Below are 24,488 nucleotides of genomic sequence, written 5' to 3'. Positions count from 1 at the left end.
GATGTTTGCAAATTGTCCTGCGTTATAGGGATGGCAACGCCGGTTGCAAGGGTGGAATGGGGGCCAGCCCCCATACCCCCGGAATATTTTTGGCCAAAAAGGGGGAGGGTCTGCCTGTGTCGGGTTCAGGCGTCCAGAAAAATCCGGGCGGCGGCCTCGAATTCGCGGGGTTTTTCGGCATGCAGCCAGTGCCCTGCGCCGGGCAGTTTGGCAAAGCGGGCGGAGGGGAAAAGCGCCTTGATCGTGGGCCGGTGTTCGGGGCGCACATAATCCGAGGCGCCGCCGGACAGGAACAATGTGGGGCCTTCAAATACGCCGGTGATATCCGATGGCCAGCCGATGATCTTGGGCATTTCGGCCTCAAGCACATCGAGGTTGAGGCGCCATGCCTTGCCCGGCACGTCCAGCGATTGCGTGAAGAAGCTTTGTAGTGCGCGATCGACACCTTGATCGGCCAATTGTGCTTCAGCGTCCGAGCGGCGGGTGACGGCGGAGAGGTCAACGTTTCGCATGGCGTCGATATACATTTGCTGTGTGTGGCCATAGGCGGTTGGCGCGATATCTGCGACAATCAACCGGCGCAAAAGCTCTGGATGGGTCAATGCGAGCACCATCGCCGCCTTGCCGCCCATGGAATGCCCGCAGACATCGACAGGGATGTTCAAATGGGTGATCAGATCGGCCAGATCCTGTGCCATGTCCGGATAGCTTTGGCTGGACATGCGCGGGCTGGTGCCGTGGTTGCGCATATCCACGGTGATCACCCTGCGGCGGTCGGACAGGCGCTTTGCGATCACGCCCCAATTGCGGCCTGATCCGTATAGACCATGCACAATGATCAGGGCGGGGGTGTCGGCGGTTGCGGGGTTATCCCCGTATTCGGAATAGCTGAGCATGAGATAGGGGTAGCGCCATTGCAGCCCATGGGCCAGAGCGATTAAAAGGGGGGATGATTTATCAATCGGACATCGCTGTCAAAACCGAAGCCCTTCGCGATTTGCTGCGAGAGAAATTTGGCGTCAAGGCACGCGATTTGCGGCGTGCTTTGGCGCGCACGGGGCGACGATTGCCGCAGGCATTGCACAGGCAGGCCGAGGTTCTGATCCGGGCGGAGCATGAGGCGAGTCATCCCAAGCTTGCATTGCAATGGGATCCGGCGCGGATTGATCAGGCCTTTGAGGCCGTGGCGGCGCATCTGCGCCAGATCGACGTGAAAGAGCGGCGCAAATCATACCTTTTGCGGATGGCCGGACTGATTGTGTTTTATCTGCTGGTTATCGTGAGTGCCTTTGTCTTTTGGATGTGGTGGCGCGGCTACGTTTGAGGCGGGTCATCCTCTGGTGGGCGCAGCGCGTCGCGCAGCACCAGCGTGACAGTGACAAAACTGACGTAAAGCAGCAAATACCATGACCCCATCTTGGCAAAGCGCACCATTTCACCGGCGTTTTGGCCCGCATAAAGCCATGTGCGTGTGGCTGTGCCGATGTTTTCAGCCACCCAGAGAAAGAAGCTGGTGAGGAAGGCGGCCAGAGGCAGCGGCATCCAATAGCGCCGTGCACCGATGTGAAACCAGATCCGTGTGCGGGCAAACAGCACAACCGTGGCGGCAAACAGCGCGATGCGGATATCCGGCAGATAGTGATGGGCAAAGAAATTGGTGTAGATCGCCACCGCCAACAGAACCGTTGTCCAATAGGGCGGATAGGGCGCGAAGCGCATGTTAAACAGGCGGATCACCCGTGCCATATAGGAGCCTACCGCCGCATACATGAAGCCTGAAAAAAGCGGCACACCCCAGATCTTGCTGATCGCATCGCCGGGATAGGCCCAACTGCCCGCGTTGACCTTGAAGATCTCCATCAGGGTGCCGGTCAGGTGGAACAGGGCGATCACACGGGCCTCCCGCCAGCTTTCCATACCGGTTGCGAGGAACAGGGCTTGCAGCGCGAGGGCGTAGATCAACAGGGCATCAAAGCGTGCGATGGGCCAATGGGGCTGCCAGATGCGATCACTGATGATCAATCCGGCCAGCAGCAGGGCACCGGGAAAAGCGGCCCAGCCCTGTTTCAGCACAAACATTACGAATTCAGCCAGCGCCATCGGCAGGCGGGCGCGCATCCAGTCGCCCAGATTGCGTTCAAGGCGTTTCGTGCGGTTCGAAGGTGTCGCTTTCATCAGTAAGTGCAGCCGCGTTCAGGCGCTGTATTGGGCGTCAGTAACATGTTCCATCCAATCCACTGCGCTGCCATCCAGTTCCTCTTGCAGGGCGATATGGGTCATCGCGCAATCGGGCGCGGCTCCGTGCCAATGCTTTTCACCCGGTTCAAACCAGACCACATCGCCGGGACGCAGCGGCTTGACCGGTTCGCCTTCCTTTTGGGCCAGTCCGGCGCCAGAGGTCACGATCAGGGTTTGGCCCAACGGATGGGTGTGCCATGCCGTACGGGCGCCTGGCTCAAACGTGACGGTCACGCCGCGCAGGCGGGACGGGGCAGGGGTGCTGACCAAGGGGTCCATGCGAACGGTGCCTGTGAAATAGTCGGGGCTGCCTGCGCCGGAGGGGCGCGAACCTGCGGGATGGATGATCATGGGGTCTCTCCTGAATATGAAAGGGCGGCTTGCATCATGTGGCGGAGCCGGGCCTCATAGGCGGCGGTGCTTGGGGCGGGGTAATCCGGCAGCTTGATGGTTTTCTCGACCACGCTGATCCCCAGAAGCACCGCCATGAAAAGCGCGGTGCGGGCGGGGCATCCGATAATGGCCAGCAGGGGGGCGTAGAAATTGTCATGGGTCAGGCGGCGCACCTTTTCGCCGACCTCGTCGTCATGGGCGTTGGACAAGATCATCCGCACAACCGATGGCATTTCGCCGCCCCTTGGGGCGGTGACAAAAAGCTGTGCCATCAGAGCCATCAGTTGATCTGTGGACTTGGCCCGTGCGCTTGGGTCGTCAAATGCACCGGCCAAGGTGGAGTCGAAGAGACCCATCTTGCCGCCGAAATAGCGCGAGATCAGCGCCACATCGACGTCCGCAGCCTTGGCGATTTGGCGCAGAGATACCGAAGTATAGCCCTGCGCCCAAAGCAGGCGACGTCCGTGGAGGAGCAGTTTCTCGCGGGTATTCAAGGCTTTGGTCATAAAGGCAGCTTAAACTCCGGTTTTAGGTTGTCAACAAGTGTTGACATATCGAACAGAGAGCTTAGGTAGAGCGTCAACAACTGTTGACCCAACCCGAAGGACACTCTCATGAGCAACACCGCATTAATCACTGGCGCCTCGTCTGGCATCGGCATGGAATTTGCCCGCTATCACGCATCCAAGGGCGGTGATGTCATCATCACGGCGCGGCGGGAAGGCACGCTGAACACGCTCAAGGCTGAGCTTGAGCAGAAACATGGGATCGAAGTGCATGTCTTTGCATTGGATCTTGGTGCGCAGGGCGGAGCAGAAGCGCTTTATCAGAAGATAAAGGCGGCGGGACTCAAGGTCGATATCCTGATCAACAACGCCGGGTTCGGCGGGCAGGGCATGCATATCGACCGGCCCCTGGAGGACGAGTTGGGAATGATCGACCTGAATGTCAAAGCCCTGGTCGCGCTGACCCATCTGGCGGCGGCGGATATGGTGGCGCAGGGCGGCGGCAAGATCTTGCAAGTGGGGTCAACAGCCGGATTCATGCCGGGGCCCAATCAGGCAGTCTATTTCGCGACTAAGGCCTTTGTGAAATCCTTCTCAGAGGCGATTGACCAAGAGCTGCGCCCGCGCGGTGTGACCTCAACCGTGCTGGCACCCGGCTATGTCGAAACGGAGTTTGCGCAGACGGCCAACCTTGAAGGGACCAAGCTGGTCTCTGGCGGTGGCAAGACCCCTGCGAGCGTTGCCAAACATGGTTATGACGCGATGATGCGCGGCGATCTGGTGACGGTGAATGAACGTGGGCTGGGCTTTTTGGTGAACTGGGTGATCCCGTTCCTGCCGCGCCGTCAGGTGCTCAAGATGGTCCAGAACATGCAGGCCAAATGACCGGCACATGGGTCGCTAGGCCATAATTATTCTACTCCGGCGGGCCTATGGCCAGCCGGTACTCACTTTTGCCCGGCGTGCAAAGATTTACAAAGGCACGTCGTCGTATTTGCGCGCATGTGAGGCGGTGACCTCTTTCATGGTGTCTTGCGTGGCCTTGGTCATCATCTCGAACATGCGGGACGCCTCGGCGGTATAGTCCTGAACGGCCTTGGTGTAGAATTCGGACTGAAGCTGAAACAATTCCTGCGGAGTGGTGCAGCCCATCATCGCTTTTTGCAGTTCGACGTCCTGTTCAAACCGCTCAGAGACAAACCGGCTGCTTTCATCCATGACCTTTTTCCATGCGGACATTCCGACGGGATTGACCGCCGCCATTGCGGCTGCCATTGGCATTGCGGAAAAATCTGCTGTTTCGGCCTTTTTCGATGTCTTTCCCATTCTTGCGTCTCCCTTTCTGGGTGTCATGTGTCAGCGGGAATCTGCCGCTGATCCAACCCCCAAAGTCTAGCAGATTTCGTGTTTTGCTGCCTTGATGCAGGTCAATGAGGGCTGCCTCGTGCCAGATCTAGATGCGGATCGCAGGCTTTCAAACAAAAACGCCCCCGCATGTCAGCGGGGGCGTTTGCCGTTCTCAAAAAAAAGAAAAGGTTCAGAGGTTCGGGTAAAGCGGGAAGCGGGCGCAAAGCTCGGCAACCTCGCCGCGCACCTTCGCTTCAACCTCTGCGTTGCCGTCTTCGCCGTTGGCGGCCAGGCCATCGACCACTTCGATGATCCAATCCGCGATCTGGCGGAACTCTGCCTCGCCAAAGCCGCGGGTTGTCCCGGCGGGGGAGCCAAGGCGGATGCCCGAAGTCACGGTTGGTTTTTCAGGGTCAAACGGCACACCGTTCTTGTTGCAGGTGATATGGGCGCGGCCCAATGCCTTGTCGACGATGTTGCCGGTCACGCCCTTGGGGCGCAGATCAACCAACACCACATGGGTGTCGGTGCCGTGGGTCACAGTGTCCAGCCCGCCTTTGATCAGCTGATCGGAAAGCGCCTGCGCATTGGTGATGACCTGTTTGATATAGTCCTTGAACTCAGGACGCAGCGCCTCACCAAAGGCGACGGCCTTGGCCGCGATCACATGCATCAACGGGCCACCCTGAATACCGGGGAAGATGGCGGAGTTGAACTTTTTCGCCAGTGCCTCGTCATTGGTCAGGATCATGCCGCCGCGTGGACCGCGCAGGGTTTTGTGGGTTGTGGTGGTGGCCACATGGGCGTGCGGGAAGGGCGATGGATGTTCGCCCGCGGCCACGAGACCGGCAAAATGCGCCATGTCAACGTGCAGATAAGCGCCAACCATATCGGCAATCTCCCGCATGCGGGCAAAATCGATCTGGCGCGGAATGGCGGAACCGCCCGCGATGATCATCTTGGGCTGGTGCTCTTTGGCCAATGCCTCAACCTGATCATAATCCAGCAGGTTGTCTTGCTTGCGCACGCCATATTGGATGGCGTTGAACCATTTGCCTGACTGGTTCGGCTTGGCACCATGCGTCAGGTGACCACCTGCATCCAAGGACATGCCAAGGATCGTATCGCCGGGCTGCAACAGCGCTTGGAACACACCTTGGTTCGCCTGCGAGCCGGAGTTGGGCTGCACGTTGGCAAATGCGCAGTCAAACAGTTTGCAGGCCCGTTCAATGGCAAGGTTTTCGGCCACATCGACATGCTGGCACCCACCATAATAGCGGCGGCCCGGATAGCCTTCGGCGTATTTGTTGGTCATGATAGACCCCTGCGCCTCAAGCACAGCGGCAGACACGATATTTTCAGATGCGATCAGCTCGATCTCATCGCGCTGGCGGCCCAGCTCATCGGTGATGGAGCCAAAGATTTCGGGGTCTGATTCAGACAGGGTAGCGGTGAAAAAGCCGGACATGATGCTGTTCCTTTGGGCTGCGAAATTTCGTGTTTCGTATCGGAAACACCGGCGGCTTGGAAGTGGGGAAAGCGACGCAACGCCAGATATGTGCGGCAATGCTGGTAGCCTGAGGAATAATGTGATTGTTTTGGAGCGAATTGCGCCCAATCGGAAACTTTGCCCCATGTCCATGAGAATCGCTTTTGCGGCCAGCCGCGCCAGTGTCGCCCAGACAGCGCGTGCAGCGTTGATCGGGCGCTATGGCAATGTGCCCCCCGAAGAGGCAGAGGTGATCGTGGCGCTGGGCGGCGATGGTTTCATGCTGCAAACATTGCATAACACTCAGGATTTGCCCGCGCCGGTTTACGGGATGAATCGCGGCACCATCGGGTTCTTGATGAACGAATACCGCGAATCCGATCTGGTTGAACGCCTCCGCGCGGCCGAAACGGCCGTGATCAATCCCTTGGTGATGCGTGCCACAGACAGCGCAGGAGAGGTGCATGAGGCACTGGCGATCAACGAGGTGTCCCTGCTGCGTGCTGGTCCGCAAGCGGCCAAGTTGCAGATCACTGTTGATGGTCGCTTGCGGCTTCAGGAACTGGTGTGCGACGGTGCCCTGGTTGCCACGCCAGCCGGATCCACGGCCTATAACTATTCCGCTCATGGTCCGATCCTGCCCATTGGCGCCGAGATACTGGCCCTGACGGCCATGGCCGCCTTTCGCCCCCGCCGGTGGCGCGGGGCGCTGCTGCCCAAGACGGCGCATGTTCGCTTTGATGTGCTTGAGCCGGAAAAGCGCCCCGTGATGGCGGATGCGGATGGCAAGTCACACCGTGATGTGGTCTCGGTCGAGGTCCGTTCAGAGCCGGAAGTGGCGCATACGATCCTTTTTGATCCCGGCCATGGCCTGGAAGAGCGGTTGATCAGCGAACAGTTCAACTGAACTTTTTCCCGATTTTATGGAACGGCTGGTGGGGTGTGTCCGTTGGTTTCTCGAAGGCGCCTGAGCGCTGCAACTCGAGAAAAGGAGACCAGACATGAATTGGGACCAGATCAAAGGCAAATGGAAGCAGATTTCCGGTGACGTGCAGGCCCATTGGGGCAAACTGACCAACGATGAAGTGGATGAGGCGGCGGGGAACCGTGACAAGCTGGTCGGCAAGATTCAGGAACGTTACGGCATCGCCAAGGAAGAGGCGGAGCGTCAGGTAGACGACTTTTTCGCAAAAGCTTGATTGAAAATATCGAACGGGACTGGGGCGGCCTTATCAGGCCGCCCTTTTTCGTTACTTGGCGTAGCCGATGGTCTGCAATGCGGCCTTGATTTCATCCAGAATGGCCGGATCATCAATCGTGGCAGGCAATTTGAACTCTTGCCCGTCGGCAATCTTGACCATCGTCGCCCGCAAGATCTTGCCCGAGCGTGTCTTGGGCAGACGGTCTACCACCAACGCCTGTTTGAACGCGGCCACCGGGCCAATCTGATCGCGGATGCGTTTGACACATTCCTTCGTGATCTCTTCATGCGGGCGGTTCACACCATTGGACAGGCACAAAAGGCCAACGGGTGATTGCCCCTTAAGCGCATCACTGACCCCGACGACCGCACATTCTGCCACATCGGGATGGCCCGCCAGAACTTCCTCCATTGCGCCGGTCGACAAACGGTGACCGGCCACGTTGATCACATCATCGGTCCGCGCCATGATGTAGAGGTATCCGTCCTCATCCATCATGCCCGCATCGCCGGTTTCGTAATAGCCGGGAAAGGTCGTCAGGTAGGATTTGCGGAACCGGTCCTCGGCATTCCAAAGGGTTGGCAATGTGCCGGGGGGCAGGGGCAATTTGATCGCAATCGCGCCCAGTTCACCAGGTTTTTGCGGGTGGCCGGCCTCGTCCAGAATTTCGACCTGATATCCCGGCATCGGCACAGTGGGAGAGCCGATCTTGACCGGCAATGCCTCCAGCCCGGCAGGGTTGCCCGCGATGGTATAGCCTGTCTCGGTCTGCCACCAATGGTCATAAACCGGGATGTCCAAAATCTCTTGCGCCCATTCGATGGTATCTGGATCAGCTCTTTCACCCGCCAGATACAGCGCGCGCAAACCGCTTAGATCATATTTCTTGCGATATTCCCCCTTGGGGTCTTCGCGTTTCACGGCGCGGATGGCCGTGGGCGCGGTAAAGAAGCTGCGCACGTTATGCTCTTCTATGATCCGCCAGAAGGTGCCTGCGTCCGGTGTGCCAATGGGCTTGCCCTCAAACACCACGGTGGTGTTGCCATGGATCAAGGGGCCATAACAGATGTAGCTGTGACCCACGACCCAGCCCACATCTGAGGCAGCCCAGAACACATCGCCAGGATCGACATTGTAGATGTTTTTCATGGTCCAGTTCAGCGCCACCAGATGCCCGCCCGTGTGGCGTACGACACCTTTGGGCGCACCGGTGGTGCCAGAAGTATAAAGAATATAGGCAGGGTGATTGCCCTCAACCGGCACACAATCGGCAGGGGTGACGCCCTGCTGGCAATCATGCCAATCCAGATCACGGCCCGGCGTCAGCGCGCACAAATGCTGCGGGCGCTGCAAAACAATACAGACATCCGGTTTGTGATCGGCCATTTCAATCGCACCATCGAGGAGCGGTTTGTATTCCACGACACGGCCCGGCTCCAAGCCGCAGGAGGCGGCAATAATCGCCTTGGGGGCACAATCATCTATGCGCACGGCCAGTTCATTGGCGGCAAATCCGCCAAAGACCACAGAGTGTACTGCACCAATGCGTGCACATGCCAACATCGCCTCAAGCGCCTCTGGCACCATGGGCATATAAATGATTACCCGGTCGCCCTTGACCACACCCTGCGCGGACAATGCGCCGGCCAACGACGCAACGCGGGTTTGCAGTTCTGCATAGGTGATCTTGGCCTGCGTTCCGGTGATCGGGCTGTCATGAATGATTGCCACCTGATCGCCGCGCCCGCCTTCGACATGGCGATCAACGGCGTTGTAACAACCATTGACCTTGGCATCCGCGAACCATTCAAACAGGTCATTGCCCCGTTCAAAAAGCGCCTGCTTGGGGGCCTCAACCCAATCAATCGCCTCGGCTGCCTTCAGCCAAAACGCCTCCGGATCATCCTGCCAGGCGGCATAAGTTTCGCGGTATCCCATGGTGTCCTCCCCCGTAATCCCTCGCCCTTGTGGTTACGCAGCGTCACTGCAGCGGGCAAGAGGCGCAAAAGTCGCAGCGCAAGATTTGAAAAGAAATTTTCTAGATCCACGTCAATGTTGTAACGCCGCTATCCTCTTCATTTGGCCAGAAAAACTCACCCCAATCCTCCCCGAAGGGAGAATTGTGTAAATCAGAGGAGGGGCCTGTCTGCCGCCTTTGGGTCACTGATCAGCCGTAATGCGCAACAGGTGTGCCCGCAATTGCCCCCACGTTCAGCAGCCCGCGGGCCGTGATCGAGGGTGAAACGATATGCGCCCGGTTTCCCATGCCCATCAGGATCGGTCCGACCTCTAGACCGCCGCCTTTCATCTTGAGAATGTTGCGCACGCCCGATGCCGCATCCGCATGGGCGAAGACCAGAACATTGGCTGCCCCATCAAGCCGGTTGCCGGGCAAAAGCCGCTCGCGCAGTTCGGGGTCCAGCGCGGTGTCGATGTTCATCTCGCCCTCGTAGGCAAAGTCATCGCCCCCTGCATCCAACAGACGAATGGCCGCCCGCAGTCGTTTGCCGCTGCCTTCGCCTTGATTGCCAAATTGGCTTTGCGAACAGAAGGCGACCTTGGGCTCCAGACCAAAGCGGCGCACATGCCGCGCCGCGCCGCGTGCGATCTCGGCAATCTGTTCGGGGGTGGGGTGCAGATGCACCTGCGTGTCGGCGATAAAGAGCGGCCCGTCTTCGAGGATCATCATCGACAAAGCGCCATGCGGCCGCAGACCGTCCCGACCCAGCACCTGTTCGACGTAATTCATATGCCAACGGAACTCACCAAAGGTGCCGCAGATCAGGCTGTCGGCCTCGCCGCGATGCACCATCACCGCACCGATCGCGGTGGTGTTGGTGCGCATGACCGCGCGGGCAATGTCGGGCGATACGCCGCGCCGGGCCATCAGCTGATGATAGGTTTCCCAATAGTCGCGGTAGCGCGGATCGTTTTCGGGGTTTACCAGATCCACGTTGTCGCCAAGTTTGAGGGTCAGGCCCGCCTTCTCGATCCGCCGTTCGATCACCTCGGGGCGGCCAATCAGGATCGGGCGTTCGACGGTTTCCTCAATGATCGCCTGCGCGGCGCGCAGCACCCGTTCATCTTCGCCTTCTGCAAAGACCAGGCGGCGCGGCGAGGTGCGGGCCGCCTCAAATACGGGCCGCATCAGCAATGCGGATTTGAACACAGATCCGTCCAGGCGGTGTTTATATGCCTCAAGATCGTCAATGGGCCGCGCCGCCACGCCGGTTTCCATCGCAGCCTTGGCGACGGCAGATGACACCACTCCGATCAGGCGCGGGTCAAAGGGTTTGGGGATCAGATAATCCGCCCCGAAGGTCAGTTGCTCGCCTTGGTAGGCTGCGGCGGCCTCGGCGGAGGTCGTTGCACGTGCGAGGGCGGCAATGCCGTCAATACAGGCCAGCTGCATCTCGTCATTGATGGTGGTGGCCCCGACATCCAATGCGCCCCGGAATATGAAGGGAAAACACAGTACATTGTTGACCTGATTTGGAAAATCGGACCTGCCTGTGGCAATGATCGCATCCGGTGCCACGGCCCGCGCCAGATCCGGCAGGATTTCGGGCGTGGGATTGGCGAGGGCAAAAATGATCGGCCGCTTGGTCATCTTGCCGACCATTTCAGGGGACAATACGCCCGGCCCGGACAGGCCAAGGAACATGTCTGCGTCATGGATCACATCATCCAGCGTGCGCAGGTCCGTGGCTTGGGCATATTCGGCCTTGATCGGGTTCATATCGACCTCACGGCCCTCGTAAACCAACCCGTGAATGTCACAAAGCCAGACGTTCTCGCGCTTAACGCCAAGTTTGAGCAGCATATTCAGACAGGCAATGCCCGCCGCGCCGCCGCCGGTTGAGACAATCTTGATATCCTCAAATTTCTTACCCGCCACATGCAGGGCGTTCTTGGCTGCTGCGCCGACAACGATGGCTGTGCCGTGCTGATCGTCGTGGAAAACCGGGATATTCATCCGCTCGCGGCAGATCCGTTCAACGGTAAAGCAATCGGGCGCTTTGATGTCTTCGAGATTGATCGCGCCAAAGGTGGGGCCAAGCGCACAGACAATATCCGCCAGCTTTTCCGGATCGCTTTCGTCCACTTCGATGTCAAAGCAGTCGATGCTGGCAAACTTCTTGAACAGGACTGCCTTGCCTTCCATCACCGGTTTGGAGGCCAGTGCGCCAATATTGCCAAGCCCCAGAACCGCGGTGCCGTTTGTCACCACTGCCACCAGATTGGCACGGGATGTATAGAGCGCAGCCGTTGCGGGATCTTCCTTGATTTCAAGGCAGGCTTCGGCCACGCCAGGGGAATAGGCTCGCGCCAGATCACGCCCGTTGGCCAATGGTTTGGTCGCCCGGATCTCAAGCTTGCCCGGCTTGGGAAAGGCATGATAATCAAGCGCGGCCTGACGGAGATTTGGCTTGTCGGACATGAAAAGGCTCCCTGAGAAAAATATGGTTTAGCGTTAAACTACTTTTTCGATCCAGCCAATACGACATTTCTGCGCACCGATCCGGTTTCACACTTTCTAACAGATCGTAACGGCAAGCGGGTGGATAATCTGCGCAAATCCATCGTAACCTTATCGGAAGTGAATGAGTGACCCGAAAAAGAGAGCGCAATGTCCCAAGAATTAAGAGCCGCCGCCGTGCAGGTCCGCGAAAATGCGCATGCCCCCTATTCCAACTTCAAGGTAGGGGCGGCGATCCGTGCAGTGTCCGGTGCGGTCTATGTTGGCTGCAACGTCGAAAACGTGGCCTATCCCGAAGGCACCTGCGCCGAGGCGGGCGCGATTGCCGCGATGGTGGCTGCGGGCGAGACCGAGCTGACCGAAGCCTATGTGGTGGCAGGCAGTGAATTGCCGGTGACGCCCTGCGGCGGATGCCGTCAGAAGCTGGCCGAGTTTGGCGCCGGCGCAGTGCCCGTCACCATGGCGACAACTGCAGGCCTCGAAGAACATACAACTCTGGCAGATCTGTTGCCCGGTGCCTTTGCCGCCGCGCATATGGAGGGCTGAATGACCAACGCCCGAACGATATTGGCCAAACTGCGTCATCAAGAACCGCTGGATGCGTCCGAATTGGGTTGGGCCGCCGCCGCCCTTGCCAGCGGCGAGATGAGCGCCGCCCAAGCAGGCGCATTTGCCATGGGGATTTGCCGCAATGGTCTGGATGACGCGGGCCGCGTGGCGCTGACGCTGGCGATGCGCGATTCCGGGCAAGTGCTGAAATGGGATCTGAACGGGCCCGTGCTGGACAAACATTCCACCGGCGGTGTCGGGGATTGTGTGTCCTTGATTCTTGCGCCCGCCTTGGCGGCTTGCGGGGCTTTTGTGCCGATGATTTCTGGGCGCGGCCTTGGCCATACAGGCGGCACGCTGGACAAGCTGGAGGCCATACCGGGCGTGACGACGCAAGTCGAGGAGGCACGCTTGCACGACATCGTGCGTCAGGTCGGCTGTGCCATCGTCGGGGCCACGGGCAACATCGCGCCCGCGGACAAGCGGCTTTATGCGGTGCGTGATGTGACTTCTACGGTGGATTCGCTGGATCTGATCACCGCGTCGATCCTCAGCAAAAAACTGGCCGCCAGTCTTGAGGGGCTGGTGCTGGACGTGAAAGTCGGAAGCGGTGCTTTTATGAAAGAGCTTCCGGAAGCGCAGGCTTTGGCAAAGGCGCTGACCGCAACGGCCAATGCTGCCGGTTGCCGCACAACGGCGGTGATCAGCGACATGAACCAACCTTTGGTGCCGAGCCTTGGCAATGCGCTTGAGGTGGCAGAGGTGATGCGCGTGTTGCGCGGAGATGAGCAGGGTCCGATCATCGATGTGGCGGCGGCGCTTGGCGGTGTGTTGTTGGCCAATGGTGGATTGGTGCCGGATGTGCAGGCAGGCGCGGATGCGATTGTGACTGCCATCCGCTCGGGTGCCGCGGCTGAGGTGTTTGGCAAAATGCTGGCCGCCTTGGGCGGGCCGGTCAGCTTTGTCGAAAACTGGCAGCGATTTCTGCCCGAGGCCACGGTGATCCGCGCGGTCAAGGCCACCAGTGCGGGCTATGTCACAGCAATCGACGGTGAGGCGCTTGGCCTTGCTGTGGTGGAACTGGGCGGCGGGCGCAAAATTGAAAGCGACGAGGTGAACCCGGCGGTTGGCCTGTCAGAAGTGGTGCGGCTGGGCGAAAGGGTGACACGCGGGCAAACCTTGGCCGTCGTACATGCCAGCCGGTCGGATCTGGCGGATCAGGCGGTCGCGGCGGTGCGGGCCGCGATGACCCTGTCGGACAAGCGGGCAGACCTGCCTGATCTGATCATCGAAAGGGTAGGATAATGGCGCGTGCATTTTTGGTGGTGATGGACAGTGTCGGCATTGGCGGCGCGCCGGATGCGGACCAGTTTTTCAACGGGGATCAGCCTGATACCGGAGCCAATACGCTGGGCCATATTGCGCAGGCCTGTGCGGCGGGCAAGGCCGAAGAGGGGCGCAGCGGGCCGTTAAAACTGCCGGTGCTTTCGGCGCTTGGCCTTGGTGCGGCGGTTAAACTGGCCAGCGGTCTGGATCTGCCGGACCTGCATGCAGAGATCAAAGGCGGCTGGGGCGCGGCCACCGAAGTATCGCGCGGCAAGGATACGCCGTCAGGGCATTGGGAACTGGCCGGATTGCCCGTGCCGTGGGATTGGCATTACTTCCCGGACGAGACGCCAGCCTTTCCCGATCATGTTACTGCGCATTTGGCGAAGATGGCCGGAACCGAGGGGATCTTGGGCAATTGCCATGCCTCTGGCACGGCAGTCATTGCTGATCTGGGAGCGGAGCACTGCGAAACAGGTTGGCCAATCTGCTACACTTCTGCCGATTCCGTTTTGCAGATCGCCGCGCATGAGGACCATTTTGGGCTCGACCGCCTGTTGGATCTTTGCCGCGCCGTTGCGCCGATGTTGCATGAGATGAAAGTCGGCCGTGTGATCGCGCGGCCCTTCGTCGGCGATGCCGCCAGCGGGTTTGAACGCACTGCCAACCGCCGTGATTTTGCGATTATGCCCCCCAAGCCGGTGTTGACCAATTGGGTGCAAGACGCGGGCGGTAAAGTCTATGCCATTGGCAAGATTGGCGATATTTTCTCAATGCAGGGGATTGATGAGGTCCGCAAAGGACGTGACGCGGCGCTGATGGGACATTTGGGTGATTTGGTGGATGAGGCGGAAGACGGATCATTTACCTTTGCCAATTTTGTGGAATTCGACAGTGAATATGGTCACCGCCGCGATGTGTCCGGCTATGCCCGTGCGCTGGAGTGGTTTGACCGTGAGATCGGGCAGATCATGGCGCGGCTGCGGCCGGGTGATCTTATGGTCCTGACCGCCGATCACGGCAATGACCCGACGTGGATCGGCACCGATCACACCCGGGAACGGGTGCCCGTGCTGGTGACAGGCGGGGCGCAGGGGCCACTGGGGCAGATCGGCTTTGCCGATGTGGCGCATGTGGTGGCGGACCATTTGGGGGTCGCTCCACAGACGTAAACGTTGATTTGGGGGCCAGCCCCCACCGGCAAAGCCGGTTCCCCCGGAGTACTTTTGGCCAAAAAGGGAGGGGGGCTGCGCTTGCGGCGGCGGGCGTTTCGGGCCAAAAGACATGTAAACCAAAGGAGCTGCCCCATGTCCCATGCCGCCGACCATCTGACTGTTGTTGATCACCCGCTGGTGCAGCACAAATTGACCATCATGCGCGACAAGGAAACGCCGACAGCGGTGTTCCGTCAGTTGCTGCGCGAGATCAGCCAGCTGTTGGCTTATGAGGTCACGCGCGGCCTGCCGATGACGACCAAAGAGATCGAAACCCCGATGCAGACCATGAGTGCGCCAACTCTGGACGGAAAAAAGCTGGCGCTGATTTCGATCCTGCGGGCGGGCAATGGCCTGTTGGATGGGGTGCTTGAGTTGATCCCCTCGGCGCGGGTTGGGTTTGTCGGGCTGTACCGTGATGAGGAAACGCTCAAGCCGGTACAGTATTATTTCAAGGTGCCTGAGGCGCTGGATGACCGGTTGGTGATTGCCGTTGATCCGATGCTGGCGACGGGAAATTCATCGGTGGCAGCGATTGATCTGCTCAAGAAATCCGGCGCAACCAACATTCGGTTTCTGTGTCTTTTGGCAGCGCCTGAAGGTGTGGCGCGGATGCGTGAGGCCCATCCGGATGTGCCGATCGTGACGGCGGCCTTGGATGAGCGCCTCAATGAGGTTGGCTATATCGTGCCAGGCCTCGGGGACGCGGGCGACCGGATGTTCGGGACCAAATAATCCGGGCCATGCTTTCACGCGTTGCGTGTATTTCTGACCCTAGACTTGGGCGGTCTGCTGGTGCATTCTGACAACATCTTGTGTGTGGGGACACGTTATGAAGATCATCAGATTGATTGCAGCTTCAGCTTTGGCCGGTGGACTTGGCTTGGGCCTTGCTCAGGCCCAGACAGCAGAACGGCAACCGACAGAGTTTCCGCCTGATAGCTTCAAGGGCAAACAATATGTCGACAGTGAGGGGTGCGTTTTTATCCGCGCGGGCATTGACGGCAATGTGTCCTGGGTGCCGCGTGTCACGCGGGATCGCAAAATCGTTTGCGGCTTTGCACCCAGCCTGCCATCGCAGGTGGCCAGCGCCGAAGTGGTCCCGGAAGAAACCGAAGTGGCAGCTGCAGCGCCGGAGACATCGCCATCCCCAGTGGTGAAACCTGAGCGCCCTGCGAAGGCCAAAGCCAAGCCGCGCCGGAAGGCGCCGGTTGTGCGCCGCCAGACCGCGCCCAAGCCGGTTCCTGTGGCATCGGTTGATGTGTTTCCCAAGCCGCCTGTCAACCTGCGGACCGCAGCCTCGGGACGGGTTGAGATCACCCCGCAAACCCGCATCGCGCCCGTTCATGTGGTGGCAAACCGCGTGAACACCCGAAATGTCACAATCCCGCGTGGCTATCGCCGGGTTTGGGATGATGACCGTCTGAACCCCCACCGCGCCGAACAGAATCTTGACGGGCGCAACGACATGCTGCTGGTCTGGACCCAGACCGTGCCGCGCCGTTTGATTGATCAGCGCAGCGGGCGCGATATGACGGCCAGCGTGCCACTCGTTTATCCTTATGTCGATTTGGCCCGGCAACGGCAGGGCTTGGGCGAAGTGACCATCGTCGAGAAGGACGGGCAGCGGATGAAACGGATCATTCGCAATCAAAGGCCGGTTGCGGTTGTGCGCCCGCCGGTTCTGTCGTCGCGGTCTGCGCCCAAGGTGCCATTGGCCAGGCCGGAGGTCCGCGTTGCACCCAAAGTGACAGACAACGCGACCCGCTATATTCAGATTGGTCTTTTCACGACGCCGGCCAAGGCAAAGGCGGCGGCACAACGGATTGCGCGGATGGGGATGCCGGCCCGTATCGGCAAAAAACGGCAGGGCGGAAAGCTCTACAGCATGGTGCAAGCGGGACCGTTTGCGGGACAAGCTGCTGCGCAAGTGGCACAAAAGAAGGTGATCGGTGCCGGCTACGACGGGCGCGTTCTGCGGGACTGACCCTGGTATCCAGATTTGAGTTTTGGCCAGTCGGTGATGATCCGGCTGGCCATTTCTTTTGCCCAAAGCGTGTTGAGCTGCGCATTGGGGTGGAAGCCGTCCGAGGCCATCAGCCCTGGATCAGCCGGAAGATCAAACGGCACATAGGTCAGGTCGGCGGTTTTGGCGGCATGGCGCTGCATCGTGGTCTCGAAGGCTTGGGCGTGGCGGCCAAGGGTCCAGCGCAGGGGCTGTGGCAGCAATGGAAACGCGCCCATCGGAGGTACGCCGGACAGATATATTCGGCGCGGATCATGGCGTGCCCTGAGGTCGTCAAATAGCGCCATTTGTTGACGCAGCCATGTCCGGCGAGGCAGCAGCCGGGTCACATCGTTCACGCCCAATGCGGTGACCATGATATCGGCGGGATCGGCGGCTGTGTTTTGCAGGCGCTTTCGCGTGCTTTTTGTGGTTGCGCCGGACAAGGCGTCCAGATGCCATGAAACGGTGAACTGGCCCGCAAGCGCAGCGGCCAGTTGCCCGCTGAGTGCCTCTGTTTGGGTTTGCACGCCAACACCAGCGGCGGAGCTGTCACCGACGATCCGCAGGCGCAGAGGCGGGCCACTGCCCAACACACCCGATCTGGGTCCAGCAGCCTCGGGCAACCGCTGGGCAATGCGTCTGACTTTTAGGGCTTGGGCAATCAACAGCGGGGACAGGGCCAAGCGGGCCATGGTGTCCAACACGGCGTTAACCCCCGCAGATGTTTTGCAGGCGCAGCCAGTTGGCGTCAGACATCAAAGGTTCGGTGAGCTTTCCATTCATCGGATCGCCTTCGATCAGGTGCAGAACCGTCTCGCCGGTGATGTCGCGGGCATAGGCGTAGGGAGTGCTGCGCAGCTCTGCCGCGCCAAAACGGGCCAGCTGCGCGGCGACATCCGGCGCATCGGGGGGCGTTGTGGTCAGATGCTCAGCATAGGCTGCGAGGGCGGCAGGGGCGACATCCCCGGTGGTCAACAGGCGGAAATTCTCGCGGATGCCGACGACCTCAAGCAGATCGCGCAACGGGTCTTTGGCGGCGCGGCGGGTCATTTCCGTCAGGATATATCCGGCGGCCACGTCCGGCTCTTCCCAGTCCTCGACCACGTCGCGGTCCAGCACGATCACGCCGCCGGGCAGATGCAGGCTGTGTTGTGGCATCTCGGGCAGGATCGCCAGCTTGCCCGCGCCGAGCCGCTTGGAGAGCAGTCCAAGGGCGGCCAGCCCGCTTGCGTCAGTGCAGCGCGTGCCCGAGACACGTTCAATCCGTTTAAGGAGTTCTGCACCAATGGCGGCGCGTTTGACCTGTGGCACCACCCGCAAAGTGTGGTCCTGCATCGCGCCGGGCAACCAAAAGAGCGCCAGCGCAAGCACCACAACCACCGAGACCAGAACCCCAAGCCAGCGCAGACGCCCCGGTTTCGGGCGGCTTTTGTGGATACGGCGGCGCAGTTTTTCAATCCCCGCGACCATTTCGGTCTCGTTTTCCGGCAGTTCAAGTGTCTCGCCCGGATCGCCGTCAGGATGATAGAGCGCCGGCACCTCTTCGGGGTTGGCCCGTTCAACAGCTGCGATAGACCAATGCGCCAGCGGCTGATCTTTCATGTCCGTCAGAGTCAGGGTGGCATCGCCCAAAGACACGATCACTTCGCGCCGCTGGGCGTCGGGGCTGGCACGCCACAGGCCCGTCGCTTCGAGACGGGCGTATTCTCTGAGGGCGGTCATGGGTTTGCTGCACTGCCTTTGTTATCTGTTCAATTTAACACAGAGGTGAAACGGGGCAATGGGGCAATGGGCAGAATGCGCCCAATGCCCATGGTTCTCAGCGCAAGTGACCGGCGATGGTGCGCAACTCGAACTTCTGGATTTTACCGGTTGAGGTTTTTGGTAGCTCTTGAAAGATCACCCTTTTGGGCGCTTTGAAGCCTGCAAGCGTTTGCCGGACAAAGGCGATCAATGCCGCTTCGTCCCCCTCTGCGCCGGGTTTGAGCTCCACAAAGGCACAGGGCACTTCGCCCCATTTCTCATCGGGTTTGGCGACGACAGCTGCAAGATTGACGTCCGGATGCTCCATCAGGACACCTTCAACCTCGACGGACGAGATGTTTTCACCGCCCGAGATGATGATGTCTTTTGCGCGATCGGCGATCTGAATGTAGCCATCCTCATGTTGCACGGCCAAGTCGCCGGAATGGAAATAGCCGCCAGCAAAAGCTTCGGCAGTAGCGTCGGGGTTTTTTAGGTATCCTTTCATCACCGAATTGCCGCGGATCATGATCTCACCCTGGGTGGTGCCATCGCGGGGGATCTGGCGGATCTTGCTGTCGGTGACAGTGATGTGGTCCATCATCGGCATGGCCACACCCTGACGGGCCTTGATCGCGGCGCGGGCGGATTGATCCAGCGTTTCCCAATCCTCACTGCGCCACAGGCATTCGGTGACATGGCCATAGGTTTCGGTGAGGCCGTAAACTTGGGTTACGTTGAATCCCAGCTTTTCAATCTTGGCAAGGGTGGCCGGGGCCGGGGGCGCACCGGCGGTAAAAACCTCCACCTGATGATCAAAGGCGCGGCGTTCGGTGTCGGATGCGTTGACCACCATGTTCAGAACGATGGGCGCCCCGCCAAAATGGGTGACCCCTTCATCCGCGATGGCATTGTAGATCGCCCCTGCGGTTACATCGCGGCAACAGACCAAGGTGCCGCCGATCAGCGGCATCATCCATGTGTGGTTCCAACCGTTGCAGTGAAACAGTGGCACGATCTGCATGAACACCGGATGCAGCACCATCCGCCATGAGATCACCGTGCCCATGGTCATCAGATAGGCGCCGCGGTGGTGGTAAACCACGCCTTTGGGCCGTCCGGTGGTGCCTGAGGTGTAATTGAGTGCGAGGCTTTCCCATTCGTCCTGCGGCATGAGCCAGGCAAATTCCACATTGCCGGTTTTCAGAAAATCCTCGTATTGGGGATGGCGGCCAGAGGGCTTGTGCCGTGAATTGGGATCGACCACCTCGATGATCTTGGGCGGGGTGCCATCCATCAGCGCGGCGGCAGTTTCGGCCAGGTCCATAAATTCACTGTCCACAAGCAGCACCTTGGCGCCGCCGTGATCAAAGATATAGGCGACCGTTCCGGCGTCCAGCCGGGTGTTGATGGTGTTCAGGACCGCACCGCAGGCCGGAACCCCGAAATGGGCCTCGGCCTGTGCGGGCAGGTTGGGAATGAGCGTTGCCACAACATCACCGGGTTTCACCCCGATCCCCACCAGCGCAGAGGCCAGGCAGGTGCACCGTTCGTAGTATTCACCGTAATTCACGCGGTGATCGCCATAAACAACCGCCGTGCGTGCCGGAAACACCTCGGCGGCGCGGCGCAGATGCGACAGCGGCGTCAGGGGCACATAATTGGCGGCGCATTTGTCCAGCCCGGTTTCGTCCTGCATCCAACCCATGACCTGTCTCCCCGAATTCATGTCGCTTTGGGGGTTGAATATTGCTGGCTGTGCGTGACTTTGGAAGGGCTGATTTGCACAAAGGGGCGCAAGTGAACGAACAATCGACAAAGCCCGCGCTGGCCGCGATCTCTGTGCTGGGCGGAATGGCGGCCCTTGGGCTGACCGACAACTTCGTGCCGCATATTTCGGAACGCGGGTCGCTGTGGCAGTTCCATCTTGTGCGCTCGGTGATGGCATTTGTGGTCTTGGGGGCTGTGGTGGCATTCGGCTACGGCAGTTTGCGGGCCAAGCGGCCCATCGCGGTGCTGGGGCGCAGTCTGTTTCAAGCCGGTGCAATGCTGATCTATTTTGGCTGCCTGTCCGTGCTGCCGATTGGCGTGGTAGTGGCGGGCCTGTTTACATCACCGTTGTTTGTTGTGCTGATCTCGATCCTGTTTCAAGGCAAATCCGTGGGCCTGTTCCGTTGGGCGGCGGTGGTGATCGGCTTTGTCGGCGCTTTGATGGTGATCCGCCCCGATCCTTCCGCGCTGGACCCGATCAGTTTCCTGCCCATCGTGGCGGGGTTGCTTTACGCTATTGGCGCAGTGGCCACGCGGGCGTGGTGCGAGGGGGAAAGCACATTGACCCTGACCGCCGGATTCTTCGGAATGCTGGGTGTGTTTGGCCTTATTGGGGTGTTTGTTGTCTCTGGCGAGGCACCGGCAGGGCACGATGGTTTTGTGCTGCGCTCCTGGGGGCCGCTGGACGCGGAGATGCTGTTCTGGTTCGCGGTACAGGCGGTGGGCTCGCTCATCGGGATCGGCTTGATCTTTCGCGGCTATTTGTTGGGTGAGGCCAGTCATGTGGCCGTCTTTGAATACTCGCTGCTGGTCTTTGCCAGCTTTTGGGCATGGGCTCTTTGGGATCAAACCGTGCCGGTGTTGGGGTTGTTTGGCATGGTCTTGATCGCCCTTGCGGGTAGCATCATCGCTCTGCGCAGCACCGCCCCGGTTGGCGCGGGCCGGGTGCCGGAATAGGATGCGGATATGATCATCAGCCGCGGGCGGTCCTATCTCTTTGTGCATATTCCCAAAACCGGCGGCACCTCCATGGCGCTGGCGCTTGAGGGCCGCGCAATGAAGGACGATGTGATGATCGGAGACACGCCCAAGGCGGTCAAACGGCGGCGTCGCCTCAAGAATGTGCAAACCGCCGGGCGGCTTTGGAAACACAGCACATTGGCCGATATTGATGGATTGATCGGTGTGGATAAGATCGCGGATCTCTTCACTTTCACCCTTGTGCGCAACCCGTGGGATCGCACGGTCAGCTATTATCACTGGCTGCGCGAACAGACATTTGATCATGCATCGGTCAGGCTGGCCAAGACGCAGGATTTTGAGGGTTTCGTATCTGATCCACAGACGCAGCAAAGTCTGCGCCAGTGGCCTGCCCGTCGCTATATGACGGATTTCAACGGAACGGAGCAGTGCCGCGCCTACATCCGCCTTGAACATCTGGCCGAGGATGCCGCACCGCTTTGGGCGCATCTGGGGTTTGAACTGGAACTGCCGCAGAGCAATGCATCGGTGCGGGAAACAGATTACCGGCGCTATTATTCCCCGGCGACGTGCGAAATTGTTGCCGAGTGTTGCGCAGAAGATATCGCGCGATTTGGTTATGTCTACGATTAACGGGGCCGGATCAGTCGCCCGTAGAAGCCGCCGCCAGGGTCGGAACCCAGTCTTGCGCCCAATCCCCCAGCGGCTCCAGCCGTTTGAACAGGTCGCGCCCATCTGCCGTCAGGCTGTAGCCATCATCGGCCCTGTCAACCAAACCAACGGCCCGCAATTCCTTGAGGCGGGTGTTCAGCACACTGGGCGAGGCGCTGTCACATCTGGCCTGCAAGTCTCTGAAATTGCGGTTCTTGTCGCTGAGGTTCCATAAGATTCCCATCGCCCAGCGACGGCTGAGCAGGTCAAAGAGCACCATGATGGGTTGACCACTTTTCGATCCGCGCACGGCAGTTCCGGGTTTCGGAAGGCGTATGTCTTTTGTCATTCTGGCCTTGCTACTAAAAATGTAGCAACCTATGCTATTATTTTCGTAGCAAAGGATGCCCCAGCCATGTCACAAAAAGCAAGCCCCTCAGATATCGCGCTTTGGCTCGCGCTCGCCGCGATGTGGAGCTCGTCTTATGGCGTGATCAAACTGGGCGTCGAGACCCTTGACCCGATGACGCTTGTGGCGGGCCGTATGGTGATCGGGGCGGCCGTCATCCTTGCGGTTTTGATGCTGCGGGGGCAACGCCTGTCAACGCGGCCCCGTGATTGGACGTCTTATCTGATCACCGGAATGTTGGGCAGCACGGTGCCGTTCTTACTGATCACCTTTGGCGAGCAAACGGTCGACAGCGCATTGGCGTCCATATTGATGGGGGTGGCACCTGTGGCCACCGTTCTCTTGGCAGCTTTGACCTTTGCCGATGAACGGCTGACAACGCGGGTGACTTTAGGGGTTGGTTTGGCTCTGATCGGGGTTGTGACCTTGGTTGGCCCTGCGGCTCTTTCTGGGCTGGGCGATGACCTGAGCGGTCAACTGGCCATCGTCGGTGCAACGCTTTGTTATGCCGCCGGAACGATCTACGTCAAAGCATATGTGAAAAGGCCAGCAATGGAAATGGCGGCGGGCTCCATGCTGGTCGGGGCCATCGTGGCCTGTGTCATCGCAACGGTTTGGGGGAAAGGCATCACGGGCGTTGATTTGTCGCCGCGATCCATTGGCGCGGTTGTCTATCTGGGGCTTTTCTCAACCGCCGCGGCCAATTTGATCTATTTCCATCTGGTGCCCCGCCTCGGGGCAACACGGATGTCGCAGATCAACTTTGCCGTGCCTGTGGGCGGCAGTCTGATTGGGGTTGGACTATTGGGCGAAACCCTCGCGCCCAGTCAAATGCTTGCCCTTGGGATCATTTCAGGCGCGGTCTATCTTGTGCTGTCTGCGAAACGCCAGCCGTCGGTCAGACCTGCGATCAAGGCATGATCGGGTCAAGCTCGGCATAGTCTGGTAAGGTCCGGTCGATCTGCTTGCCGCCGCGCAACACGATCCGGTTCGATTGCGGGCGGGCCAATATTTCGGTCCAGTTGCGGGCGCGGCAAATCACCAGATCGGCGGGTTGGCCGATGGCAAGGGACGGCGTGCGAAATCCGCAGGCCTGTGCCGGATTGGTAGAAAATGCGCGAGTCCAATCATAGCTCGAATGGTCCAGTTGCGCGATGCGCGTGGCCTCGCGCATCACCTCGATCATGTCCAGATCGCCATAGGCATAAAACGGATCGCGTGTGTTGTCGGAGGCAAAGCTGACATTGATCCCGCGCTGCGCCATTTCATGTACCAAGGTGATCCCCCGCCAACGCGGCGTGCGCCCCGCCCGGCGGTCTTGCAGGTACATGTTGCACATCGGAAGGCTGACAACGTTGAGACCTGCCTTGGCAACCAGATCGAGGGTTTGCTTGGCTTCGGCCTCTTCCTGCATGGCCAGTGAACAGCAATGGCCGACGGTGACCGGGGCATCAAACCTCATCTCCAGAACCGTTTCCGCGATCAGCCGCAGATAGTTGGAGGAGGGATCGGCGGTTTCGTCCACATGCATATCAACGGCCAAGCCGCGCGCCTCGGCGATGGTCAGAAATTCTTGCACGGCGCGGCGCGGGTCCGGCATGGGATATGTGGCACATCCCAATATTCCACCGTATTGCGCCACCAAATCGGCGGTGCGGGCAAAAGCGGGATCCGTGACCGCCTCGGCCAAGCCAACAAGGCAAACCGCCTGCAAGGTGATCCGGTCTGCCCATTCTTGTTGCACCTCCCGAAACACGGGCCAACTGATGACGTCCTGAGGGGCAGCGCTGTCGAGATGGGTGCGGATGGCACTGGTGCCGTGGGCATAGGCGCAGCGCAGGGAAAAATCCATGCGGCGGCGCAGATCATCCGCAGACCAATGGGCCTGCCGGTCCGGTTGCACCGCACCTATCGCCCCGTCAAAACTGCCATCAGGATTGGCGGCGCGGGGCCAGATGTGCCCCTTGTCGAGATGCGTGTGCATGTCGGTGAAGGGCGCAAAGGCCATCGCGCCGCCCATATCTATCACATCGGCCTGTGGATGCAGGCCGCAGAACCGGCCATTCTCAATGCTGATGTCGATGCGGCGCAGATCGCCGGTTTGCCCCAGATAACAGGCTGGAACTGTGAGGTTCTTCAGGGTGAGCGGCCCTTGGGGCAGATCTTTGAAATCCATATGCGG

General features: G+C 59.7%; 25 protein-coding genes. 12 read left to right on the top strand and 13 right to left on the bottom strand.

Going from position 1 to position 24,488, the window contains the following annotated elements; all coding sequences use genetic code 11:
- Positions 1-125: 125 nt before the first annotated feature.
- Complete coding sequence (locus JNX03_RS09440; protein WP_203208836.1) at positions 126-896, bottom strand: alpha/beta fold hydrolase; 771 nt, start codon at positions 894-896, stop codon at positions 126-128.
- Positions 897-949: 53 nt separating this feature from the next.
- Between JNX03_RS09440 and JNX03_RS09435 the strand changes: the two genes are divergently transcribed.
- Positions 950-1,324: a hypothetical protein gene (locus JNX03_RS09435; protein ID WP_203208835.1), complete on the top strand. Its 375-nt coding sequence runs from the start codon at positions 950-952 to the stop codon at positions 1,322-1,324.
- Here the strand turns inward: JNX03_RS09435 and JNX03_RS09430 are convergent.
- From JNX03_RS09430 to JNX03_RS09420, 3 genes are read right to left on the bottom strand one after another with little or no spacing between them, the layout of a single operon-like run.
- Positions 1,315-2,175: a DUF817 domain-containing protein gene (locus JNX03_RS09430; protein ID WP_231024263.1), complete on the bottom strand. Its 861-nt coding sequence runs from the start codon at positions 2,173-2,175 to the stop codon at positions 1,315-1,317. The genes JNX03_RS09435 and JNX03_RS09430 overlap by 10 nt on opposite strands.
- 18 nt (positions 2,176-2,193) lie before the next feature.
- The gene (locus tag JNX03_RS09425) at positions 2,194-2,589 is read right to left on the bottom strand and encodes a (R)-mandelonitrile lyase (protein ID WP_203208834.1); all 396 of its coding nucleotides are present in this window, start codon (positions 2,587-2,589) and stop codon (positions 2,194-2,196) included.
- On the bottom strand, positions 2,586-3,137 hold the full coding sequence (locus JNX03_RS09420) for a TetR/AcrR family transcriptional regulator (RefSeq protein ID WP_203208833.1): 552 nt from the start codon (positions 3,135-3,137) through the stop codon (positions 2,586-2,588). The genes JNX03_RS09425 and JNX03_RS09420 overlap by 4 nt, the downstream gene beginning before the upstream one ends.
- A 108-nt stretch (positions 3,138-3,245) precedes the next feature.
- Here JNX03_RS09420 and JNX03_RS09415 point away from each other — a divergent pair, with 108 nt between their 5' ends.
- On the top strand, positions 3,246-4,022 hold the full coding sequence (locus JNX03_RS09415) for an SDR family NAD(P)-dependent oxidoreductase (protein ID WP_203208832.1): 777 nt from the start codon (positions 3,246-3,248) through the stop codon (positions 4,020-4,022).
- 87 nt (positions 4,023-4,109) lie between these two features.
- Here the strand turns inward: JNX03_RS09415 and JNX03_RS09410 are convergent, their stop codons facing one another.
- Positions 4,110-4,463, bottom strand: a complete 354-nt coding sequence (locus JNX03_RS09410) for a phasin family protein (RefSeq protein WP_203208831.1) — start codon at positions 4,461-4,463, stop codon at positions 4,110-4,112.
- 211 nt (positions 4,464-4,674) lie between these two features.
- Complete coding sequence (gene glyA / locus JNX03_RS09405) at positions 4,675-5,952, bottom strand: serine hydroxymethyltransferase (RefSeq protein ID WP_203208830.1); 1,278 nt, start codon at positions 5,950-5,952, stop codon at positions 4,675-4,677.
- Between the two features lie 166 nt (positions 5,953-6,118).
- Between glyA and JNX03_RS09400 the strand changes: the two genes are divergently transcribed.
- On the top strand, positions 6,119-6,880 hold the full coding sequence (locus JNX03_RS09400) for an NAD kinase (RefSeq protein WP_203208829.1): 762 nt from the start codon (positions 6,119-6,121) through the stop codon (positions 6,878-6,880).
- Positions 6,881-6,974: 94 nt separating this feature from the next.
- Entirely contained in the window at positions 6,975-7,172 is a 198-nt protein-coding gene (locus JNX03_RS09395; RefSeq protein WP_203208828.1) for a CsbD family protein, read from the top strand.
- Between the two features lie 51 nt (positions 7,173-7,223).
- On the opposite strand, the gene JNX03_RS09390 is transcribed toward JNX03_RS09395, so the two are convergent.
- Positions 7,224-9,113, bottom strand: a complete 1,890-nt coding sequence (locus JNX03_RS09390) for a propionyl-CoA synthetase (RefSeq protein WP_203208827.1) — start codon at positions 9,111-9,113, stop codon at positions 7,224-7,226.
- Between the two features lie 229 nt (positions 9,114-9,342).
- Positions 9,343-11,616, bottom strand: a complete 2,274-nt coding sequence (locus tag JNX03_RS09385; protein ID WP_203208826.1) for an NADP-dependent malic enzyme — start codon at positions 11,614-11,616, stop codon at positions 9,343-9,345.
- A gap of 189 nt (positions 11,617-11,805) precedes the next feature.
- Here JNX03_RS09385 and JNX03_RS09380 point away from each other — a divergent pair, with 189 nt between their 5' ends.
- The 5 genes from JNX03_RS09380 (at position 11,806) to JNX03_RS09360 (ending at position 16,731) form a co-directional block, all read left to right on the top strand.
- Positions 11,806-12,201: a cytidine deaminase gene (locus tag JNX03_RS09380; RefSeq protein WP_203208825.1), complete on the top strand. Its 396-nt coding sequence runs from the start codon at positions 11,806-11,808 to the stop codon at positions 12,199-12,201.
- Entirely contained in the window at positions 12,202-13,509 is a 1,308-nt protein-coding gene (locus tag JNX03_RS09375; protein WP_203208824.1) for a thymidine phosphorylase, read from the top strand.
- A complete protein-coding gene (locus tag JNX03_RS09370; RefSeq protein WP_203208823.1) occupies positions 13,509-14,702 on the top strand; it encodes a phosphopentomutase in 1,194 nt (397 codons plus the stop codon). The genes JNX03_RS09375 and JNX03_RS09370 overlap by 1 nt, the downstream gene beginning before the upstream one ends.
- 135 nt (positions 14,703-14,837) lie before the next feature.
- A complete protein-coding gene (gene upp, locus JNX03_RS09365; protein WP_203208822.1) occupies positions 14,838-15,479 on the top strand; it encodes a uracil phosphoribosyltransferase in 642 nt (213 codons plus the stop codon).
- A gap of 97 nt (positions 15,480-15,576) precedes the next feature.
- Entirely contained in the window at positions 15,577-16,731 is a 1,155-nt protein-coding gene (locus JNX03_RS09360; RefSeq protein WP_203208821.1) for an SPOR domain-containing protein, read from the top strand.
- On the opposite strand, the gene JNX03_RS09355 is transcribed toward JNX03_RS09360, so the two are convergent.
- The 3 genes from JNX03_RS09355 to JNX03_RS09345 form a co-directional block, all read right to left on the bottom strand.
- Positions 16,704-17,456, bottom strand: a complete 753-nt coding sequence (locus JNX03_RS09355; protein WP_203240746.1) for an SGNH/GDSL hydrolase family protein — start codon at positions 17,454-17,456, stop codon at positions 16,704-16,706. The two genes, JNX03_RS09360 and JNX03_RS09355, sit on opposite strands and share 28 nt — an antisense overlap.
- Positions 17,457-17,460: 4 nt before the next feature.
- Positions 17,461-18,474: a hypothetical protein gene (locus JNX03_RS09350; protein WP_203208819.1), complete on the bottom strand. Its 1,014-nt coding sequence runs from the start codon at positions 18,472-18,474 to the stop codon at positions 17,461-17,463.
- A gap of 97 nt (positions 18,475-18,571) precedes the next feature.
- Positions 18,572-20,203 (bottom strand): AMP-binding protein, encoded by a 1,632-nt coding sequence (locus JNX03_RS09345; RefSeq protein ID WP_203208818.1) that lies wholly within the window; start codon positions 20,201-20,203, stop codon positions 18,572-18,574.
- A gap of 92 nt (positions 20,204-20,295) precedes the next feature.
- Between JNX03_RS09345 and JNX03_RS09340 the strand changes: the two genes are divergently transcribed.
- Both JNX03_RS09340 and JNX03_RS09335 read left to right on the top strand, forming a co-directional pair.
- On the top strand, positions 20,296-21,222 hold the full coding sequence (locus JNX03_RS09340; RefSeq protein WP_280526473.1) for a DMT family transporter: 927 nt from the start codon (positions 20,296-20,298) through the stop codon (positions 21,220-21,222).
- Positions 21,223-21,231: 9 nt separating this feature from the next.
- Positions 21,232-21,879: a sulfotransferase family 2 domain-containing protein gene (locus JNX03_RS09335; protein ID WP_203208817.1), complete on the top strand. Its 648-nt coding sequence runs from the start codon at positions 21,232-21,234 to the stop codon at positions 21,877-21,879.
- 10 nt (positions 21,880-21,889) lie between these two features.
- Here the strand turns inward: JNX03_RS09335 and JNX03_RS09330 are convergent, their stop codons facing one another.
- Positions 21,890-22,246, bottom strand: a complete 357-nt coding sequence (locus JNX03_RS09330; protein ID WP_203208816.1) for a winged helix-turn-helix transcriptional regulator — start codon at positions 22,244-22,246, stop codon at positions 21,890-21,892.
- A 66-nt stretch (positions 22,247-22,312) separates the two neighbouring features.
- Between JNX03_RS09330 and JNX03_RS09325 the strand changes: the two genes are divergently transcribed.
- Positions 22,313-23,227 carry a DMT family transporter gene (locus JNX03_RS09325; protein WP_203208815.1) on the top strand — a complete coding sequence of 305 codons (915 nt, stop codon included), beginning with the start codon at positions 22,313-22,315 and terminating at the stop codon, positions 23,225-23,227.
- Here the strand turns inward: JNX03_RS09325 and JNX03_RS09320 are convergent.
- Positions 23,217-24,482, bottom strand: coding sequence for a cytosine deaminase (locus tag JNX03_RS09320; protein ID WP_203208814.1), 1,266 nt, complete (start codon positions 24,480-24,482; stop codon positions 23,217-23,219). The two genes, JNX03_RS09325 and JNX03_RS09320, sit on opposite strands and share 11 nt — an antisense overlap.
- Positions 24,483-24,488 lie beyond the last annotated feature (6 nt).

Origin of the sequence: Sulfitobacter mediterraneus, from assembly GCF_016801775.1 — a bacterium.
Taxonomy (GTDB): domain Bacteria; phylum Pseudomonadota; class Alphaproteobacteria; order Rhodobacterales; family Rhodobacteraceae; genus Sulfitobacter; species Sulfitobacter mediterraneus_A.
Note: the sequence above shows the minus strand (reverse complement) of the source record. Positions and strands in the feature narration are given on the sequence as shown.

What these genes read in the sequence shown, in the direction of transcription:
- JNX03_RS09440 (WP_203208836.1), bottom strand. Translation starts at nt 896, where the DNA reads ATGCTCAGCTATTCCGAATACGGGGATAACCCCGCAACCGCCGACACC.
- JNX03_RS09435 (WP_203208835.1), top strand. Translation starts at nt 950, where the DNA reads ATGATTTATCAATCGGACATCGCTGTCAAAACCGAAGCCCTTCGCGAT.
- JNX03_RS09430 (WP_231024263.1), bottom strand. Translation starts at nt 2,175, where the DNA reads ATGAAAGCGACACCTTCGAACCGCACGAAACGCCTTGAACGCAATCTG.
- JNX03_RS09425 (WP_203208834.1), bottom strand. Translation starts at nt 2,589, where the DNA reads ATGATCATCCATCCCGCAGGTTCGCGCCCCTCCGGCGCAGGCAGCCCC.
- JNX03_RS09420 (WP_203208833.1), bottom strand. Translation starts at nt 3,137, where the DNA reads ATGACCAAAGCCTTGAATACCCGCGAGAAACTGCTCCTCCACGGACGT.
- JNX03_RS09415 (WP_203208832.1), top strand. Translation starts at nt 3,246, where the DNA reads ATGAGCAACACCGCATTAATCACTGGCGCCTCGTCTGGCATCGGCATG.
- JNX03_RS09410 (WP_203208831.1), bottom strand. Translation starts at nt 4,463, where the DNA reads ATGGGAAAGACATCGAAAAAGGCCGAAACAGCAGATTTTTCCGCAATG.
- glyA (WP_203208830.1), bottom strand. Translation starts at nt 5,952, where the DNA reads ATGTCCGGCTTTTTCACCGCTACCCTGTCTGAATCAGACCCCGAAATC.
- JNX03_RS09400 (WP_203208829.1), top strand. Translation starts at nt 6,119, where the DNA reads ATGTCCATGAGAATCGCTTTTGCGGCCAGCCGCGCCAGTGTCGCCCAG.
- JNX03_RS09395 (WP_203208828.1), top strand. Translation starts at nt 6,975, where the DNA reads ATGAATTGGGACCAGATCAAAGGCAAATGGAAGCAGATTTCCGGTGAC.
- JNX03_RS09390 (WP_203208827.1), bottom strand. Translation starts at nt 9,113, where the DNA reads ATGGGATACCGCGAAACTTATGCCGCCTGGCAGGATGATCCGGAGGCG.
- JNX03_RS09385 (WP_203208826.1), bottom strand. Translation starts at nt 11,616, where the DNA reads ATGTCCGACAAGCCAAATCTCCGTCAGGCCGCGCTTGATTATCATGCC.
- JNX03_RS09380 (WP_203208825.1), top strand. Translation starts at nt 11,806, where the DNA reads ATGTCCCAAGAATTAAGAGCCGCCGCCGTGCAGGTCCGCGAAAATGCG.
- JNX03_RS09375 (WP_203208824.1), top strand. Translation starts at nt 12,202, where the DNA reads ATGACCAACGCCCGAACGATATTGGCCAAACTGCGTCATCAAGAACCG.
- JNX03_RS09370 (WP_203208823.1), top strand. Translation starts at nt 13,509, where the DNA reads ATGGCGCGTGCATTTTTGGTGGTGATGGACAGTGTCGGCATTGGCGGC.
- upp (WP_203208822.1), top strand. Translation starts at nt 14,838, where the DNA reads ATGTCCCATGCCGCCGACCATCTGACTGTTGTTGATCACCCGCTGGTG.
- JNX03_RS09360 (WP_203208821.1), top strand. Translation starts at nt 15,577, where the DNA reads ATGAAGATCATCAGATTGATTGCAGCTTCAGCTTTGGCCGGTGGACTT.
- JNX03_RS09350 (WP_203208819.1), bottom strand. Translation starts at nt 18,474, where the DNA reads ATGACCGCCCTCAGAGAATACGCCCGTCTCGAAGCGACGGGCCTGTGG.
- JNX03_RS09345 (WP_203208818.1), bottom strand. Translation starts at nt 20,203, where the DNA reads ATGGGTTGGATGCAGGACGAAACCGGGCTGGACAAATGCGCCGCCAAT.
- JNX03_RS09335 (WP_203208817.1), top strand. Translation starts at nt 21,232, where the DNA reads ATGATCATCAGCCGCGGGCGGTCCTATCTCTTTGTGCATATTCCCAAA.
- JNX03_RS09330 (WP_203208816.1), bottom strand. Translation starts at nt 22,246, where the DNA reads ATGACAAAAGACATACGCCTTCCGAAACCCGGAACTGCCGTGCGCGGA.
- JNX03_RS09325 (WP_203208815.1), top strand. Translation starts at nt 22,313, where the DNA reads ATGTCACAAAAAGCAAGCCCCTCAGATATCGCGCTTTGGCTCGCGCTC.
- JNX03_RS09320 (WP_203208814.1), bottom strand. Translation starts at nt 24,482, where the DNA reads ATGGATTTCAAAGATCTGCCCCAAGGGCCGCTCACCCTGAAGAACCTC.